General features: G+C 65.3%; 14 protein-coding genes. 2 read left to right on the top strand and 12 right to left on the bottom strand.

What is annotated here, in order from left to right:
• Window positions 1–43: 43 nt before the first annotated feature.
• Genes XCSCFBP4642_RS0115065 through XCSCFBP4642_RS0115085 form a run of 5 tightly spaced genes read right to left on the bottom strand, consistent with a single transcriptional unit; the run spans window position 44 to window position 4,994 of the window.
• Window positions 44–1,999 (bottom strand): type IV pilus secretin PilQ, encoded by a 1,956-nt coding sequence (locus XCSCFBP4642_RS0115065; protein ID WP_029220525.1) that lies wholly within the window; start codon window positions 1,997–1,999, stop codon window positions 44–46.
• 19 nt (window positions 2,000–2,018) lie between these two features.
• Window positions 2,019–2,552, bottom strand: a complete 534-nt coding sequence (locus tag XCSCFBP4642_RS0115070; protein ID WP_029220526.1) for a pilus assembly protein PilP — start codon at window positions 2,550–2,552, stop codon at window positions 2,019–2,021.
• A complete protein-coding gene (locus XCSCFBP4642_RS0115075; RefSeq protein ID WP_029220527.1) occupies window positions 2,549–3,214 on the bottom strand; it encodes a type IV pilus inner membrane component PilO in 666 nt (221 codons plus the stop codon). Before XCSCFBP4642_RS0115075 ends, XCSCFBP4642_RS0115070 begins: the two co-directional genes overlap by 4 nt.
• Window positions 3,211–3,936: a PilN domain-containing protein gene (locus XCSCFBP4642_RS0115080; protein ID WP_029220528.1), complete on the bottom strand. Its 726-nt coding sequence runs from the start codon at window positions 3,934–3,936 to the stop codon at window positions 3,211–3,213. The genes XCSCFBP4642_RS0115075 and XCSCFBP4642_RS0115080 overlap by 4 nt, the downstream gene beginning before the upstream one ends.
• Window positions 3,936–4,994 carry a pilus assembly protein PilM gene (locus tag XCSCFBP4642_RS0115085; RefSeq protein WP_011348458.1) on the bottom strand — a complete coding sequence of 353 codons (1,059 nt, stop codon included), beginning with the start codon at window positions 4,992–4,994 and terminating at the stop codon, window positions 3,936–3,938. Before XCSCFBP4642_RS0115085 ends, XCSCFBP4642_RS0115080 begins: the two co-directional genes overlap by 1 nt.
• Before the next feature lie 214 nt (window positions 4,995–5,208).
• Between XCSCFBP4642_RS0115085 and XCSCFBP4642_RS0115090 the strand changes: the two genes are divergently transcribed.
• Both XCSCFBP4642_RS0115090 and XCSCFBP4642_RS0115095 read left to right on the top strand, forming a co-directional pair.
• Window positions 5,209–7,635: a penicillin-binding protein 1A gene (locus XCSCFBP4642_RS0115090; protein ID WP_033898425.1), complete on the top strand. Its 2,427-nt coding sequence runs from the start codon at window positions 5,209–5,211 to the stop codon at window positions 7,633–7,635.
• 214 nt (window positions 7,636–7,849) lie between these two features.
• The gene (locus XCSCFBP4642_RS0115095; RefSeq protein WP_029220531.1) at window positions 7,850–8,500 is read left to right on the top strand and encodes a hypothetical protein; all 651 of its coding nucleotides are present in this window, start codon (window positions 7,850–7,852) and stop codon (window positions 8,498–8,500) included.
• A gap of 101 nt (window positions 8,501–8,601) precedes the next feature.
• On the opposite strand, the gene XCSCFBP4642_RS0115100 is transcribed toward XCSCFBP4642_RS0115095, so the two are convergent.
• The 7 genes from XCSCFBP4642_RS0115100 to XCSCFBP4642_RS0115130 form a co-directional block, all read right to left on the bottom strand.
• The gene (locus XCSCFBP4642_RS0115100; protein WP_029220532.1) at window positions 8,602–9,891 is read right to left on the bottom strand and encodes a citrate synthase; all 1,290 of its coding nucleotides are present in this window, start codon (window positions 9,889–9,891) and stop codon (window positions 8,602–8,604) included.
• A 229-nt stretch (window positions 9,892–10,120) separates the two neighbouring features.
• Window positions 10,121–10,363, bottom strand: coding sequence for a type B 50S ribosomal protein L31 (locus tag XCSCFBP4642_RS0115105; RefSeq protein WP_029220533.1), 243 nt, complete (start codon window positions 10,361–10,363; stop codon window positions 10,121–10,123).
• Between the two features lie 71 nt (window positions 10,364–10,434).
• Complete coding sequence (locus XCSCFBP4642_RS0115110) at window positions 10,435–11,373, bottom strand: nucleoside hydrolase (protein ID WP_029220534.1); 939 nt, start codon at window positions 11,371–11,373, stop codon at window positions 10,435–10,437.
• A 138-nt stretch (window positions 11,374–11,511) separates the two neighbouring features.
• Entirely contained in the window at window positions 11,512–13,653 is a 2,142-nt protein-coding gene (recG, locus tag XCSCFBP4642_RS0115115) for an ATP-dependent DNA helicase RecG (protein WP_029220535.1), read from the bottom strand.
• Between the two features lie 30 nt (window positions 13,654–13,683).
• Window positions 13,684–14,064 carry a RidA family protein gene (locus XCSCFBP4642_RS0115120; RefSeq protein ID WP_011038342.1) on the bottom strand — a complete coding sequence of 127 codons (381 nt, stop codon included), beginning with the start codon at window positions 14,062–14,064 and terminating at the stop codon, window positions 13,684–13,686.
• Window positions 14,065–14,154: 90 nt separating this feature from the next.
• Entirely contained in the window at window positions 14,155–15,696 is a 1,542-nt protein-coding gene (gene garD / locus XCSCFBP4642_RS0115125; protein WP_029220536.1) for a galactarate dehydratase, read from the bottom strand.
• A 37-nt stretch (window positions 15,697–15,733) separates the two neighbouring features.
• A complete protein-coding gene (locus XCSCFBP4642_RS0115130; RefSeq protein WP_029220537.1) occupies window positions 15,734–16,999 on the bottom strand; it encodes an OprD family porin in 1,266 nt (421 codons plus the stop codon).
• Window positions 17,000–17,039 lie beyond the last annotated feature (40 nt).

A 17,039-nucleotide genomic window follows, 5' to 3' on the forward strand; every position in this document is an offset into this window, starting at 1 on the left:
ATGAAATATGAATCAAATTACTGCCCATAACATTCAGGACTATTTATTTAGCAGCACCAGCAACACGCAACACCTTCGGCGTCACGAAGACCAGCAATTCAGCCTTCTCCTTGCTGCGCCCACGCTTTTTGAACAGATTGCCGAGGAAGGGAATGTCGCCCAAGAACGGAACCTTGGCCACGCTTTCGCGATCATTGAATTCGTAGACACCGCCGATCACCACCGTCTCGCCATCACCGACAAGCACAGCGGTATTGACTTCGCGGCGATTAATTTCAGGCACAGTTCCATACAGTGGCAAATTAATAAATCGTGCAACCTCGTCCTTCTTTACATTCATGTTCAAGAAAACACGACTGTCATTTGTAATAGTGGGCGTGACCTTCAATTCAAGCAGAACTTCCTTGAACTGCACATTCGCCTGCGCGGCGGAACCTGCCGCACCACCACCACTGATTGTCACATACCCAATCTCCCGACCTTGCTTGATGACACCCTCACGCTGATTGGCCGTCACGATCCGCGGATTTGAGACGACCTCACCTCGCCCCTCCTCTTGCATTGCCGATAGCTCAATGTCGAGGTTGAAATTGGATCCAAGCAAGGTATACGCCAAGCCGGCCGCTCTGCTATTGGTAAAGCCACTAGCCCCCAAATCGACATTCAACCCCGAAGGGAACAAATGCGAAGCCAGCGTTGTACTGGTACCGGTATTAGCGATTTCGTTAGCTCGTTGCGCTGAAGTGTTCTGGAAGTTGACGTTACTCTCCAGCGCCCCGCTCAAAATCCCACGTCCGGTTGCGCCAGTGATGCCGAAACGCGCACCCAAATCACGCGCAAATGTATCGGTCGCAATGACAATTCGGCTTTCGATCAACACCTGGTCCACCGGACGGTCGATGTGCGAGATCAGCTCGCGCATCTGCGCGACCTTCTTCGGGATATCACTGATCATCAGGGTGTTAGTGCGCTCGTCGGCCACCAGACGGCCACGCGGAGACAGGAAACCATTGTCCTGCTGGCCCGCACCGCCGCCACCGCCACCGCCACCGCCTTGCCCGCCGCCACCACCGCCACCAATCCCCTTGGCCTCGGTCAGCGCTTTGAAGATCACCGCCGCATTGTGGTAATTGATCTGCACGTAATCGGTGATCAGGTCCTCGCGATTCTCGATCGCGATACGGGCGTCTTCTTTATCCTGTTCGAACTTGGCCAGCTCCGGCTGCGGAGCGACCCACACCACGCCGCCGTCGCGACGCTTGTCCAGGCCCTTGGCACGCAGCACGATGTCCAGCGCCTGATCCCACGGCACGTTCATCAGGCGCAGCGTGACATTGCCCTGCACGGTGTCGGAGGCGACGATGTTGAGGTTGGACTCTTCGGCGATCAGCTGCAGCACGGTGCGCACCGGCACGTCCTGGAAGTTGAACGTCACCGGGCGGCCGCTGTAGCCACGCGCCGCGATCTGCGCGGCGGCCTGGGTCACCGCCGCCGGGCTCACACCGCCCACGGCCGGCTGGCCCTTGCGCGGGGTGATCTCGACCACGTATTCGTTGCCGGTCTGGTAGGCCAGCGAGTCGAAGGCCCCCTTGGTCGACAGCACCAGCTGCGAGCCGGAGCCGGACGGTTTGACCTCCACACGCTGCACCGGCGTGGCGAAGTCGGTGACGTTGAGCGGGCGCTGCAACTCCGGCGGCAACTTGGCGTTGCTGATGTCCACCAGCACGTTGTCGCCCTGGGTCCGCAGGTCGGGGCTGGCGCCCTGGCCGTCGAACTTCAGGATCAACCGGCCTGCGCCGTCGTCGCCGCGTTTGAAATCGATCTTGGACACCGCCAGGCTCGCCGGAGCGGTCTTGGCCGGATCCTGCGCAGGCGAAGTCAGCGCGGCAGCCGCGAACGAGCTGCCACTGGCCAGCGCCAGCGCGAACCCCAACGCGCAGGCCTGGAGCATCGCGTGGCGTCGAACCGGACGCAGACGCTGGGCATTGGAAAACGTCATCGTGCTATCCCCTATCACTTTATTGATCATCCAATGCGAGTGCGGCCGGCCGTTCAAGCCATCCACCCGCACCGTCCGGCACAAGTTCAATCAGCTCGATGCGGTCTTCGTAGACCCCGGTCACCCGGCCATCGCTCTGTCCCAGATACACACCCGCTCGCACCCGGTAGGTCACCTTGTCGGGCGCCATGACCAGTGCGATCAGACCCGACCCACCCCCGATGGTCCCCACCATGTCGAGGGCGTCGAGCGGGAAGGCCTCCAACGGCTCCTTGCGCCGGTTCGGATCCGGTCGGGTGCCATTGCCGCCTTCCGCGCTGACCCAGGCATCGCTGAACGGGTCGCGCATCGTCTGCGCTGCGTATTCGAACGTCTCGAACTGCTGCATCACCGGCAACGGCTCCAGCGGCGGCGCAGGACGCGCACGCACTTCGGCCACCCAGGCTTCCAGATTCGGTGCGTCGCCCGGGGTACTGGTAATGCCGCGGCTACAGGCCGGCAATACAGCAATTAGCGCCACGCAGGACAGGATCTTGAGCAATTTCATGGTCATTGGCCGCCCTTCTTCGCAGCGTCGGCGGCCGCCTTCTCCTGCTCGGCCATTTCCTCATCGTCCAGATAACGATAGGTCTTGACCGTGCCGGACAGTTCCAGCGCGCCGCGTGGCGTGATGCCGGCCTTGGCGTCCTTGGGCTTGAGGTTGATGTCGTGCATGGTCAGGATCACCACGCGCGGCAGCGAGGCCACACCGCTGACGAAGGCGCCGAACTGGTGATAACTACCCACCATGCGCAGGGCGATCGGCTTCTCGGCGTAGAACTCCTTCGGCGATTCCGGACCCGGCTGGAACAACTCGTTGGACAGGCCGCTGGACAACGCGGTCTGCGAGATGTCGATGATCAGGTCGGGCATTTCGGTCTTGCTGGGCAGCTGGCGCAGCATCTGCTGCAACACCTGCTCCATCTGCGCGAGCTGCTGCTTGAGCGGCTCCAGATTGACCGCACGGCCCTGCTGGGTCTCGAACTCGGTACGCAGCTGGGATTCGGTGCCTTCCAGCCCTTCCAGTTCGTCGCGCTTGCCGCTGATCAGCAGGAACCAGGCCAGCACCATGATGAACAGGCCCACGACCACGCAGAACACGATGCGTGCCTGCTGCGGCCAGCCGCCGATGTTGTTGAAATCCAGATCGCTGAGCTTGAATGATTTCTTACTCATGACGCCGCCCCCTCCTGCGGCCGAGTCGCTTGCGCGGGTGCCGGCGTGGCCGGTGCCGGTGCGCCAGCCGGCGCCGTGCCCGCCGGCGTCGCACCCGGTGCCTGGCCGTCGACCGGAGCCGTCCCGTTCTTATCGGTTTCGTTCGGGTTGGCGAGTTTGACCTTCAACGTGAAGACATACGGCAGCGTCTTGGTATCCATCGACGAGGCGACGGGCTGACCCGCGGCCTTGTCCTGGCTCTTGGCCTCGATGATCGACAGGTCCGGATTGGTCATCCAGCCCGAGCTTTCCAGGTTGCGCATGTACGCACTGACGCGCGCATTGGATTGCGAACGGCCTTCCAGGGTCAGGATGTCGCCGTCCTGCTTGATGTTGGTCAGCGCCACGCCATCGGGAATGGTGCGCACCAACGAATCGAACAGGTGCACCATCTGCGAGCGATTGGCCTGCAGTTCTTCGATGACCTTCTTGCGGGCTAGCAGGCGGTCCTTCTTCTTGTCGAGTTCCTTGATCTCTTCGTTCTGCGCCTTGACCTTTTCGATCTCGGTGGTCAGGAACGCATTGCGCTCGGTCTGGCCGCTGATCTGCGCGTCGTAGTAGAACCAGATCAAGGCCGACAACAGCACGCCGCCCAACGCGGCGAAGCCCAGCATCGAATAGAACTCACGCTCGCGCGCCTTCCGGCGCTCGGCGCGCCAGGGCAGTAGGTTGATTCTTGCCATCAGTCGAAGCTCCTCAGGGCCAGGCCGGTGGCGATCATCAGGGCAGGCGCATCCAGCGCCAGCGCGTGGGCCTGGACCTTCGGACCCAGCGTCATCTGTGCGAGCGGGTTGGCCACCACGGTGGTCACGCCCAGCTGTTCCTCGACCATTTCCGGCAACCGCGCCAACGCGGCGCAACCGCCGGCCAGCACGATGCAGTCCACGCGATTGAATTCGCTGCCGGCGTAGAAGAACTGCAACAGGCGGCTGATCTGCTGCACCGTCGCCTCCTTGAACGGCTCCAGCACTTCCACCTCGTAGCTTTCCGGCAACCCACCCTGGCGCTTGGCCAGGCCGGCCTCTTCGTAGGTCAGGCCGTAGCGGCGCATCACTTCGTCGGTGAGCTGCTTGCCGCCGAACACTTGCTCGCGGCTATACAGGCTACGGCCGGAGCGCAGCACGCTCAGCGTGGTCATGGTGGCGCCGATGTCCACCAGCGCGACCACCGCATCGGCGGCCACCGGCAGTTCGCTGGCCACCAGGGCAAAGGCGTTTTCGACCGCGAAGGCCTCCACGTCCATCACCTTGGCGGTCAGACCGCCCAGCTCCAGCGCCGACTGGCGCAGCTCCACGTTCTCCGAGCGCGAGGCGGCCAGCAGCACCTGGACCATGTCCGGGCTGTTGGGCATCGGGCCGAGCACCTCGAAATCGAGATTCACTTCCTCGATCGGGTACGGAATGTAGTTGGTGGCTTCCAGTTCGACCTGGGCCTCCAGATCGCTGTCGTCCAGGTCGGCCGGCATCGGGATCAGCTTGGTGATCACCGCCGACCCGGCCACCGCAGCCGCCGCGTTCTTGGCCTTGCTGCCGGAACGGTTGATGGCGCGACGAATGGCTTCGCCCACCGCCTCCACTTCGACGATGTTCTTTTCCACCACCGCGTTCGGCGGCAACGGTTCCACCGCGTAGTGTTCCACGCGAAAACGATTCCCGCTGCGCGACAGCTGCAAGAGCTTGACCGCAGTGGAACTAATGTCGACACCAATCAGTGGCGACTGACTCTTGGGTAGAAGCCCCACGGTAACTCCCCTGCCGATGGGCACTTGGACGCACTCTGCGCCCTCGTATTAATAATCAAATTTTAACAGTTGACAAGCCCTTCACGCGCAAGGCAATGACCCCGCGACCGTGACCCCAGTGCTGTCTTCTGCGATCCCCAGAGTTCGGCCCCAGCCAAACTCGGCGTCATCTATACTCTGTGACCAAGAAATCTGCAATCGGAATCTCTCTTACATGCCCCGTATTCGCCGTTGGCTGGGCTGGATCCTGGCCACGCTCGTTGTGCTCGCACTGCTCGGCGCCATTGCCGCTGGCGGCCTGTATTACGCCATTTCCTCGAAGTTGCCGGACGTACAGTCGCTCAAGCAGGTCGAACTTCAGGAGCCGATGTACATCTATTCCAGCGAGGGCCGCCTGATGGCCGTCTATGGCGAGACCCGGCGCTACCCGATCCAGATGAAGGAGGTGCCGCTGCGCCTGAAGCAGGCCTTCCTGGCGACCGAGGACGCGCGTTTCTATGAGCATGGGGGCGTGGACTACAAGGGCATCGGCCGCGCGGTGTGGCTGCTGGCCACCACCGATGCCAAGCGGGTGCCCGGCGGCTCCACTATCACCCAACAGGTAGCGCGGCAATTCTTCCTGAGCTCCGAGTACAGCTACACCCGCAAGCTGGCCGAGATCCTGCTGGCGCGCAAGATCGAAAGCGAGCTGAGCAAGGACGAGATCTTCGAGCTGTATCTCAACAAGAGCTTCTTCGGCAATCGCGCCTATGGCGTCGGTGCCGCAGCCGAGTACTACTACGGCAAGAAGCTGGGGGAGCTGAGCCTGGACGAGATGGCCTCGCTGGCCGGCATCCCCAAGTTCCCGTCCAGCGGCAACCCGATCAGCAACCCCGAACGCGCGCGCGAACGCCGCGACTATTATGTGCTGCAGCGCATGGCCGACCTGGGCTTCGTCAGCCAGGCCGAAGCCGATGCCGCCAAGGCGGTGCCGATGCATGCCAAGCCGCATGAGCCGCCGGTGGAGGTCTACGCCCCGTACGTGGCCGAGCTGGTGCGGCAGGAGATGATCGCCAAGTACGGCGGCGACGTGCTCAACAAGGGCTACCACGTCACCACCACCATCGATTCCACCCTGCAGACCGGCGCCGATGCGGCGGTTGCCGAAGGCCTGCGGCTGTACGACCACCGCCATGGCTGGCACGGCGTGGAGCAGCATTTCGATGTCGCAGCCGATGCGGATGCCGCTGCGCTGGCCAAGCACCTGTCCGGGGTGTTCACCCAGGGCGGGCTACGCCCGGTGATCGTGGCGCGCACCAATCCCGATGGCGGCATCACCGTCGTGCAGCACGACAAGACCGAACTCACCCTGCCCGCCTCGGCCAGCCGCTGGACCGGCAAGACCGCGGCCAAGCTGCTGACCCGCGGCGACCTGACCCGCATCCGCGCCGGTGAAAAGGACGGCGAGTGGATCGTCGACCAGCTGCCGCGTGGCCAGGCGGCACTGGTGTCGCTGGATGCCAACAGCGGCGCACTGCGCGCGCTGGTCGGCGGTTTCAGCTTTGCCGGCAACAAGTTCAACCGCGCCACCCAGGCACGCCGCCAGCCGGGCTCCAGCTTCAAGCCGTTCGTGTATGCCGCCGCCTTCGAGAAAGGCTTCAACCCGGCCTCGATCGTGCTGGATGCGCCAGTGGTGTTCCGCGACCGCCGCGGCAAGACCTGGTCGCCGCAGAACGACGGGGGCGGCTTCCGTGGTCCGATGCGGCTGCGCGAGGCGCTGGTGCAGTCGCGCAATCTGGTGTCGGTGCGCCTGCTGGATGCCATCGGCGTGGATTTTGCACGCAAGTACATCAGCCAGTTCGGGTTCCAGGAGGCCGAGCTGCCGCCCAACCTGTCGATGTCGCTGGGCACCGCGTCGCTGACGCCGCTGTCGGTGGCGCGTGGCTATGCGGTATTCGCCAATGGCGGCTCGCGCGTGGACACCTGGATCGTGGATGAGGTCAAGGACCGCGACGGCACGGTCATCTTCAAGGAAGTGCCGGCCGTCGCCTGCCGCACCTGCGCCACACAGGGCGGCACCGCGGCACCGGTGAGCCAGGTGGTGGATGGCTTCAACTTCGGTGCACAGGCGCCGGCCACGCCGCCCGCCCCGGCCGCCAACGCTGCACCGGCAGCGGCGGAAACTGCGCCGGTGGCGACGGCGGAGACCAGGATCGCCCCGCGCGCCATCGACGAGCGCACCGCCTACCAGTTGGTCTCGATGATGCGTGACGTGGTCCAGCGCGGCACCGGTACCGCGGCCAAGGTGCTGGGCCGCGAGGACGTGGGCGGCAAGACCGGCTCCACCAACGATCACCGCGACGCCTGGTTCTCCGGCTTCGGCGGCCCCTATGCCACCACCGTGTGGGTCGGCCGCGACGACTTCCGTTCGCTCGGTTATCGCGAGTACGGCGGCAAGGCGGCGTTGCCGATCTGGATCGACTACATGCGCGTGGCGCTCAAGGACAAGCCGATCGCCGCCAACGACCCGCCCGATGGCATGACCCAGGCCACCATCAATGGCGCGGTCGAGTGGGTCAAGAACGAGGATCTGGACCGTCTGCAGGATTACGACTACGGCCTGCAGGAACAGCAGGACGAGAAGGCGTTCGATATCTTTTGAGGGCGGGGATTGGGAAATCGGGATTGGGGAATCGGAACGGCTTCGCCCGCTCGATTCCCCGATCGGGTTCGTGGCAGCGACTGTCTCTGGCTGCAGCAGAAGGGACCGGGCAATCACCATTGCGTGATTGCCCTTGCAGGGAGACACGGGGCATTCGCCACCTCTTCATGCCGCTGTTGTAGAGTCGAACCAGGGTCATTAGGGGAGCCCGGTCATGCATCACGCGCGCGAACACGCCGACACGCGAACCCGAGAACGTCGCCATCGCCTGGCGCACGAAGCGGCCCGGCTGATGGCCGAGGGCGGCATCCGCGATTTTCATCAGGCCAAGCTTAAGGCGGCCAGCCGGCTGGGCATCCACGACGACGCGTCGCTGCCGCGCAACCGCGAGATCGAAGATGCGTTGCGCGAGCACCAGCGCCTGTTCGCCGGGCCTGCGCACGGGCTGCGGCTGCGCCAACGCCGCGAGGCCGCATTGCGCGCGCTGGAGTTTCTCGGCCCGTTCCAGCCGCGCCTGGCCGGTCCGGTGCTCGATGGCACGGCCGACGCCAACGCGCCGGTGCAGCTGCAGCTGCACAGCGACGATGCCGACGCCGTGCAGCGCTTCCTGGAAGAACACCGCATTCCGGCCGAATCGCGTACGCGCCGGCTACGTCTGGACCGCGAGCGCACGGCCGAGTTTCCGGTGTGGCTGTTCCGTGCCGAGGAACTGAGCTTCGACCTGACCGTGCTGCCGTACGATGCCTTGCGCCAGGCACCGCTGTCGCAGCTGGATGAAAAACCGATGCAGCGCGCCTCGGCCGCCCAATTGCGTCAGTTGTTGGCAGAAGAGGATGGTGGCGACGCCCTGCCGCGCACGCGCTGAGCACAGCGCGCCATGACGCGCGACCACTGACCACAACGCCAACCCGCAAAACGAACGCCCCGCGATGCGGGGCGTTCGTTCACGCAGACAATCGCAGGCGCTTAGCGCCTGGCGCTGTCGGTGTAGTCGCGCTTGTCGTAGCCGGTGTAAATCTGGCGCGGACGGCCGATCTTCATTTCCGGGTCGACCTGCTGCTCCAGCCAATGCGACACCCAGCCGGCGGTGCGTGCGATGGCGAACATCACGGTGAACATTTCCACCGGGATGTTCAGCGCCTTGTAGATCAGGCCGGAGTAGAAGTCGACGTTCGGGTACAGCTTGCGCTGCACGAAGTAGTCGTCCTTCAGCGCGGCCTCTTCCAGCTTCAGCGCCACTTCCAGCAGCGGGTCGTTGACACCCAGCTCGCCCAGCACCTTGTGAGTCATCTCGCGGATGATCTTGGCGCGCGGGTCGAAGTTCTTGTAGACGCGGTGACCGAAGCCCATCAGGCGGAACGAGGAGTTCTTGTCCTTGGCCTTGGCCACGGCCGACTCGACGTTGTCGGCGGTACCGATCTCTTCGAGCATCTTCAGCACCGCTTCGTTGGCGCCACCGTGTGCCGGGCCCCACAGCGCGGTGATGCCCGCTGCGACCGAGGCGTACGGGTTGGCACCGGTCGAACCGACCAGACGCACGGTCGAGGTCGAGGCGTTCTGCTCGTGATCGGCATGCAGGATGAACAGCAGATCCAGCGCCTTGGCCACCACCGGATTGATCTCCAGCGGCTCGCTCGGCACTTCGAACATCATGTGCAGGAAGCGGTCGACGTAGTTGAGGTTGTTGCGCGGGTAGCGGATCGGCCAGCCGATCGAATAGCGGTACGCAGCCGCAGCCAGGGTCGGCACCTTGGCGATCAGACGGATGGCGGCCTGGCGGCGCTGCTCCGGATCGTTGAGGTCCAGGGTGTCGTGGTAGAACGCCGACAGCGAGGCGACCGAACCGGCCAGCATGGCCATCGGGTGCGCATCGTGACGGAAACCGCCGAGGAAGTTCTTCAGCGACTCGTGCATCATCGTGTGATGCGTCACTTCATGGTCGAACTTCTTGAATTCGTCCGCGGTCGGCAGTTCGCCGTTCATCAGCAGGTACGACACTTCCAGGAAGCTGGACTTCTCGGCCAGCTGCTCGATCGGGTAACCGCGGTACAACAACACGCCATTGTCGCCATCGATATAGGTGATGGCCGACTTGCAGCTGGCGGTGGCAGTGAAGCCCGAGTCGTAGGTGAACAGACCGGTTTCTTTGGTCAGCTTGGAAATATCGACGCAGTCATTGCCCAGCGTGGGCTTGAGAACCGGCAGAACGACCGACGTGTCGCCGGCGTTGAGCGTGACCTGATCAAGATCGGACACTGTGTACGCTCCTTCAGTGGAAGGCACCTGATCCCACATGGGCAGGCACGTGATGGAAGTCCAAGGCGTCGCCTCGGATCACATCATTATCGCACAGCAGCATTTTGGCCGTCGCTTGGACAGAAGTCGTAGATGCCCAGCGCAGGGGCGTGCAGGCGAAGCGCCCGGCGACCCAAAAGAAACGGCCGCGCAATGCGCGGCCGCTGCCGGTACAGCCCGTCCTGCAAGTTCAGCGCGCGTAGCGCTTCTGGAACTTGTCGATACGGCCGCCGGTGTCGATCACCTTGTGCTTGCCGGTATAGAACGGGTGCGATGCGGAGGAGATTTCCACCTTGATCAGCGGATATTCCTGGCCATCTTCCCACTTCACGGTCTCTTTCGAGCTCATGGTGGAACGGGTCAGGATCTTGAAATCGGAGGTCACGTCGTGAAAGACGACGTCTTTGTAGTTGGGATGCACGTTATCTTTCATGGACTTGGCGCCGGGCTGCCTGGATAAGCCGGGCATTATAGCGGCCTGCAGGCAGCCGGCGCAAGGTCGCCCTAGCCCGCCGCCAGGGCCGCCCCGACCAGCCCGTAGAACCGCTGGCGGTCGTACTCCAGCAACAGGTTGCAATTGTCGGGCACCCCGCCCTGCCGGTTCCAGTCCACCAGGGTCATGCCGCGGGTGTGGGTGCCGGACAGCTCGATATGCACCGGGCGCTGCTCCAGGCGCTGGGCGCCCTCCGGCTGCAGGGCAAATGCCATCGCCAGCGCGTCGGCCGCATACCAGTATTCGCCGCGGCTGTCCTCGGACCACAGGCGGGTCTTGCGCGAGATTTCCTCGTAGAAGCGGGCGCGGGCCGAATCGGCGGCCAGCCATTGCTCCACGTCCCGGTGCAACAGGCCGTGCGCGATGGTGGCTTCCCAGTCGGCCAGGTCGAAGTGCGGGAAGCTGCGAAACACGATATGCGCGGCCTCCGGATCGAAGCCGATGTTGAATTCAGCCGCCGGGGTGATGTTGCCGTGCCCGGTCAGCGCCCCGCCCATCACCACCAGCCGCGCCACGCGCTGCGGCAGGGTCGGGTCCAGGGTCAACGCCAGGGCGAGATTGGTCAGCGGGCCCAGTGCCACCAGCAATAGCTCGCCGGCGTACGCGTGCGACAGGCGCAGGATGGCCAATGCGGCGTGCTCGCTTTCGGCAGTGCACTTGGCCGGCGCCAGACCGACGTCGCCAAAGCCATCCATGCCATGCACATGCGCCGCGTCCACCGAGGGGTGCAGCAGCGGCTGCGGGCAGCCGGCGTACACCGGCACATCGGCGCCACCGGCGATCTCGCAGACCTTCAAGGCGTTGCGCACGGTGTGCTCCAGACCGACGTTGCCGGCCGCAATGGTCAGCCCGACCACCTCATGGCGGGTGTCGTTGAAGGCCATCAGCAACGCCAGCGCGTCATCCACGCCCGGGTCGGTATCGATCAGCAGCGGTATTTTTTTTGTCATGGGATTGGAGAGTGGGCATTCGGGATTCGTTGCCCCATCTTCGCAAGGATCGGCGACCCGCGCGAATTCCGGGGACGTCCAGGTCGCAGCAACCCCGCTTTGACGAATCCCCAATCCCGACTCCCGACTCCCCGCCACTCAAGCGGCCGCATACCGCACCGCGCCACCGATCCAGCGCGCCACCACGCGGTCGGCGATCTCCGGCGCTTCGGCCAGCAACCGCTCGGCCAGCACCTGCACGCGCGGCAGCAGGCCGGCGTCACGGGCCAGGTCGGCGATACGGAAACTGGCCAGGCCCGTCTGGCGGGTCCCCAGCAGTTCGCCGGGACCGCGCAGCTCCAGGTCCTTTTCGGCGATCACGAAACCATCGTTGGTCTGGCGCATGGTTTCCAGGCGCTGGCGCGCCATCAGCGACAGCGGCCCCTGGTACAGCAGTACGCAACTGGACGCCGCGGCGCCGCGGCCGACCCGGCCGCGCAGCTGGTGCAACTGGGCCAGGCCCAGGCGCTCGGCGTTCTCGATGATCATCAACGACGCATTGGGCACGTCCACGCCGACTTCGATCACGGTGGTGGCCACCAGCAGGTCGGTGCGGCCTTGCTTGAAGTCGAGCATGGCCTGCTGTTTTTCGGCCGGCTTCATGCGCCCGTGCACCAGAGCGACGCGCACGCCGGGCAGCTGCGCCGACAAGGCCTCATAGGTGACTTGCGCGGCCTGCGCCTCGATGCGTGGCGGCCCGCTCGGCGCGCCCTTCTCCGGCTCTTCGCTTTCTTCGATCAGCGTGCACACCCAGTACGCCTGGCGGCCTTCGGCACAGGCAGCGCGGATGCGTTCGACCAACTCCGGGCGCCGCTCGGCGCTCAGGACGATGGTCTGCACCGGAGTGCGGCCAGGCGGCAGCTCGTCGATGGCCGAGACGTCCAGATCCGCATACGTGGACATCGCCAGCGTGCGCGGGATCGGGGTGGCGGTCATCACCAGCTGATGCGGCACGCTGCCGGCGGCCGCACCCTTGTCGCGCAGCGCCAGGCGCTGGTGCACGCCGAAGCGGTGCTGCTCATCGATGATGGCCAGCGCCAAGTCGTGGAAGACCACCGCGTCCTGCATCAAGGCGTGCGTGCCGACCACCACCTGCGCCTGGCCCGAGGCGACCTCGGCCATGGCCGCGGCGCGCGCCTTGCCGGTGACCTTGCCGGCCAACCAGACGATACGAGTGCCCAACGGCTCCAGCCAACCGCGCAGGTTGCTCAGGTGTTGCTCGGCCAGTAGTTCGGTGGGCGCTGCCAGGGCCACCTGCTTGCCCTGCTCCACCGCCAGCATCGCCGCCAGCGCGGCGACGACGGTTTTACCGCTGCCGACGTCGCCTTGCACCAGCCGCAGCATCGGCGAGGCTTGCGCGAGGTCGTGCGCGATCTGCTCGAACACGCGCTGCTGCGCGCCGGTGAGCTGGAACGGCAATGCGTTGCGCAATTGCTGCACCAGGCGGCCGCCGCGCAATTGCGGGGCACGGAAGCGCTGCAGGGCGATGCGCTGGCGGCGCAGGCTGAGTTGATGCGCCAAGAGTTCTTCCAGTGCCAGACGCTGCTGGGCCGGATGCCCGCCGGCGAGCAGCTGCTGGGGATCGGTGCCGACCGGCGGGCGATGCATGGTCAGCAAGGCCGCACGCAGCGAGGGCAGCTGTTGGTCCTGCAGCCAATGCGGCGGCAGCAATTCCAGTGCGGCCTCCGGTGGCAGCCGCTCCAGCGCCTGGCCGATGAGCTTGCGTAACGTGGCCGGGCCAACGCCTTCGAGCACCGGATAGACCGGGTCCAGGCTGTCGCCCAAGCCGGCATCCTCGCCCGGCGCGAGCACCCGGTAGCTGGGATGCACGATCTCCCAGCCGTGCTGGCCGGGCTTGGGCGTGCCGAACACCCGCACGCGCGTGCCGACGGCCAACTGCGCCACCTGGGCAGCGCGGAACTGGAAGAAGCGCAGCACCACGCTGCCGTGCGACTCGTCCGAGACCGCCACGCGCAACACCGGGCGGAAGCGGAAGCCGCGTTCCACCGCGTCCACCCGGCCTTCGATCTGTGCCGGTACGCCGCCCTGCAACTGGGCAATGGTGGTCAGGCGGGTGCGGTCTTCATACCGCAGCGGCAGGTGCAGCCACAGATCCTGCACGCTCACGATGCCGCGCGCGGCAAACTTCTCGGCCACCTTGGGGCCGACGCCGGGCAGGCTGGACAGCGCGACCTGGCCGGCGACGGCCAGGCTGGGCGTTGCGATGGGTGCGCGCGGCACGACGGATCAGGACCGATCAGCCGGACGGGATCAGTCGAGCACCATCACCGCATCGACCTCGAAGCCGGCGCCCTTGGGCAGGCCGGAGACTTCGATGGTGGAGCGGGCCGGGAACGGGGCCTGGAAATACTCCTGCATCACCGCGTTGACGGCGGCGAACTGGCCCAGGTCGGTCAGGTACAGGCCCAGCCGCACGATCTTGTCGAGCGAGCCGCCGGCCGCTTCGGCCACCGCCTTGAGGTTGTCGAACGCGCGACGCGCCTGCGCACCGATGTCGCCGGGCACGATCTCGCCGGTGGCCGGGTCCAGCGGAATCTGGCCGGAGAAATACACGGTGTTGCCGGCGCGCACGGCCTGCGAATACGGACCAATGGCGGCAGGCGCCTGATCGGTATGGATGATCTGGGACATGGGAACTCCGTCAACACTGAAAACGAGGGCGCATTGTATCGGCGCATGCGACGGCTGAGCGAATGCAGTGAAGGCGCAGCGTCTGGCAAGTCAGGTAATCGGCGCCGGATTGAACAACGCCAGATCGTTGTGCAGGCGATGCTGCTCGGTCCAGGTACGTTGGCCGCTGGCCACGTCCAGATAGCGCTGGAACAGCTCCCAGCCCAGTTGCTCCAGCGTCTTGGCACCGGTCGCCACGCCACCGGCGTCGATGTCCATCAGGTCGGACCAGCGCTGCGCCAACTCGCTGCGGGTGGCCACCTTGATCACCGGCACCATGCCCAGGCCGTACGGGGTGCCGCGCCCGGTGGTGAACACGTGCAGGTTCATGCCCGCCGCAACCTGCAACGTGCCGCAGACGAAATCGCTGGCCGGGGTGGCGCAGTACTGCAGGCCGCGTCCCTTGACGCGCTCGCCCGGCGGCACCACGCCGTTGATCGCCGAGGAGCCGGACTTGGCGATCGAGCCCATCGCCTTCTCCACGATGTTGGCCAGCCCGCCCTTCTTGTTGCCGGGGGTGGTGTTGGCACTGCGATCGGCCTGCCCACGCGCCAGATAGGCGTCGTACCAGGCCATCTCGCGTACCAGCGCCCTGGCCACGTCGGCATTGGCCGCGCGTGGGACCAGCAGATGGATACCGTCGCGCACTTCGGTGTTTTCCGAGAACATCACCGTGGCGCCGGCACGCACCAGCAGGTCGGCGGCCACGCCCAGGCCCGGGTTGGCGGTGACGCCAGAGAATGCATCGCTGCCGCCGCATTGCATGCCCACCACCAGTTCGCTGGCAGGCACGGTCTCGCGGCGGCGCAGGTCCAGATGGCGCAGGCGTTCTTCGGCCATGGCCATGATCGAGCCCACCATGTCGGCAAAACCCAGGCTGGCTTCCTGCAGGCGATACACGCCGCTGTCGTCGTCGCTGGCGCCGTCGGGCAACAGACGCTCCGGCGCAAGCTTCTCGCAGCCCAGGCCCACGATCAGCGCCTGCCCGCCGAAGTTGGGGCTGCGCGCGATGTTGCGCAGCGTGCGGATGGGAATGATGGCCTCAGGCGCAGTGATCGCCACGCCGCAGCCGTAGACGTGATTGACCGCCACCACATCGTCGACATGCGGATACTTGGGCAGCAACTCGGCGCGGATGCGGTCCACCGCGTGCCCGAGCACGCCGACCACGCACTGCACGCTGGTCATGATGCCCAGGATATTGCGTGTCCCCACGCTGCCATCGCGGTTGCGGTACCCCTGGAAGGTGTGGCCCTCCAGCGGCTCGGGCGCTGGCGCCGGGTGCAGCGCCAGATCCAGCGTGGCCAGTTCGGGGGCCTCGGGCATCGCCAGCAGCTGCTCGCTGACCCAGGCGCCGCGTGCGATCGCGGCATTGGCGGTGCCGATCACCGCGCCCAGGCGGATCACCGGCGCGCCGGCCGGCAACTCCACCAGCGCCATCTTGTGGCCCTGCGGAATGTGCTCGGTGGCGCTTACCCCATCCGGAAAACCGGCGCCGGCGGGCGCACCGCCATCGTTGACGACGATGGCGACGTTGTCGCGCGCATGGGCGCGGATGCTGAGCCAGGGCATGGCGTGCTGGGTTGCGGACATCGGGGGGCTACCTTGCAGAACATGGGGGTGGAATGCGTTAGCGATCGGGGCTGTCGAACTGGCGCCGGTACTGCAGGATCAAGCGGTTTTCATCGACATTGCGCTGGTAGTTGGAGCGAAAGGTGCCGTTGAACCAGATCAGGCTCAGATGCTTGAAGCGCTCGCTCTGGAACTGATAGGTGGTCAGCACGTCGCGCGCCCATTCGCGGCCTTCGCCGGCATAGGTGGCCGGCCGCGCATTGTCGCCGCTGATGTAGCGCGCCATGACGCTGAGGCCGGGAATGCCGATGCTTTCGCCATCGATGCTGTAACGCAGTTGCCAGCTGCGTTCGCCGCGCTCGAGGAAGTCGTTGATGAAGGTCCAGTTGAAGACATTGCCATCGGTGCCGCCCGGCCATGGCATGGCGCTGGGCCCGGACAGCTTCTGATAGCCGGCACCGAATTCATGGCCACCGGTGCGCCAGGACACCATGCTGCTGAACATGCGGTTGTCGATCAAGCCGGCGCGCGACTGACCAGTCTCGTCGGTACGGAAGTAGCGCAGATCCACGCGCAGGCGATCCTTGCCGAACATCTGGGTCTGGATCAGGTTGTAGAGCTGCTGGCGATAGATGTCTTCCATCACCGCGCCCTGATAACGCAGCTGGGTGCTCGGGGCCAGCGTATAGGTCGCCGACACCAGATCGAGCGCGTCCGAATCCGGGGTACCGAGAAAGCGGCGGTTCTTGTCGGTCAGGGTGATCGGCACGCGCGAATCGCCGTCGCGATACCAGGCGCTGGTAAAGCGGGCCAGCAGCAGATCGAGCTTGGGCACATCCTTGGACTCCAGGGTCACGCCCTGGAACGTCTCCGGCATGATGCGGGTGATGCTGGCGCGCACCAGCGGCTCGTTGGGAATGAAGCTGCCCCATTTCAACTCGGTCTGCGAGGCGCGGAGCTTGAGCGTCGGCGCCACCCGCACCAGTGCATGCTGCGCGGTGCCATCGTCGTTGTTGGGCAGCAGGCCGGTGCCGCCTTCGGCACGCACGCCATCGAGCTTGAAGTCGCCGATGCCGAGCAGGTCCACCCCCGCGCCGACCGGGCCGCGGGTGTAGCCGCTCCTGGCATCGACCACGAAGCCTTGCGCCCATTCGGCCCGCTTGCCCTGCCCGTCACCACTGCGGAAATCGCGGTTGTAATAGAAATTGAGCGCGGTGACCTCGGCCGTGGTGCCATTCCAGAATCCCTCGTCCGGTTGCTGCGCACGCCCGGCCGCACCGACCGCCAGCAGCGCGGCGCCACTGATTGCCATCATGCTTTTCATTGTTCGGTTCTCCACCTGCGGTGAACTGGCGGCCATGCGC

Origin of the sequence: Xanthomonas cassavae CFBP 4642 (assembly GCF_000454545.1) — a bacterium.
GTDB lineage: Bacteria > Pseudomonadota > Gammaproteobacteria > Xanthomonadales > Xanthomonadaceae > Xanthomonas > Xanthomonas cassavae.

What these genes read in the sequence shown, in the direction of transcription:
- XCSCFBP4642_RS0115095 (WP_029220531.1), top strand. Translation starts at nt 7,850, where the DNA reads ATGCATCACGCGCGCGAACACGCCGACACGCGAACCCGAGAACGTCGC.
- XCSCFBP4642_RS0115120 (WP_011038342.1), bottom strand. Translation starts at nt 14,064, where the DNA reads ATGTCCCAGATCATCCATACCGATCAGGCGCCTGCCGCCATTGGTCCG.
- XCSCFBP4642_RS0115080 (WP_029220528.1), bottom strand. Translation starts at nt 3,936, where the DNA reads ATGGCAAGAATCAACCTACTGCCCTGGCGCGCCGAGCGCCGGAAGGCG.
- XCSCFBP4642_RS0115130 (WP_029220537.1), bottom strand. Translation starts at nt 16,999, where the DNA reads ATGAAAAGCATGATGGCAATCAGTGGCGCCGCGCTGCTGGCGGTCGGT.
- XCSCFBP4642_RS0115090 (WP_033898425.1), top strand. Translation starts at nt 5,209, where the DNA reads ATGCCCCGTATTCGCCGTTGGCTGGGCTGGATCCTGGCCACGCTCGTT.
- XCSCFBP4642_RS0115105 (WP_029220533.1), bottom strand. Translation starts at nt 10,363, where the DNA reads ATGAAAGATAACGTGCATCCCAACTACAAAGACGTCGTCTTTCACGAC.
- XCSCFBP4642_RS0115070 (WP_029220526.1), bottom strand. Translation starts at nt 2,552, where the DNA reads ATGACCATGAAATTGCTCAAGATCCTGTCCTGCGTGGCGCTAATTGCT.
- garD (WP_029220536.1), bottom strand. Translation starts at nt 15,696, where the DNA reads ATGTCCGCAACCCAGCACGCCATGCCCTGGCTCAGCATCCGCGCCCAT.
- XCSCFBP4642_RS0115110 (WP_029220534.1), bottom strand. Translation starts at nt 11,373, where the DNA reads ATGACAAAAAAAATACCGCTGCTGATCGATACCGACCCGGGCGTGGAT.
- XCSCFBP4642_RS0115065 (WP_029220525.1), bottom strand. Translation starts at nt 1,999, where the DNA reads ATGACGTTTTCCAATGCCCAGCGTCTGCGTCCGGTTCGACGCCACGCG.
- XCSCFBP4642_RS0115075 (WP_029220527.1), bottom strand. Translation starts at nt 3,214, where the DNA reads ATGAGTAAGAAATCATTCAAGCTCAGCGATCTGGATTTCAACAACATC.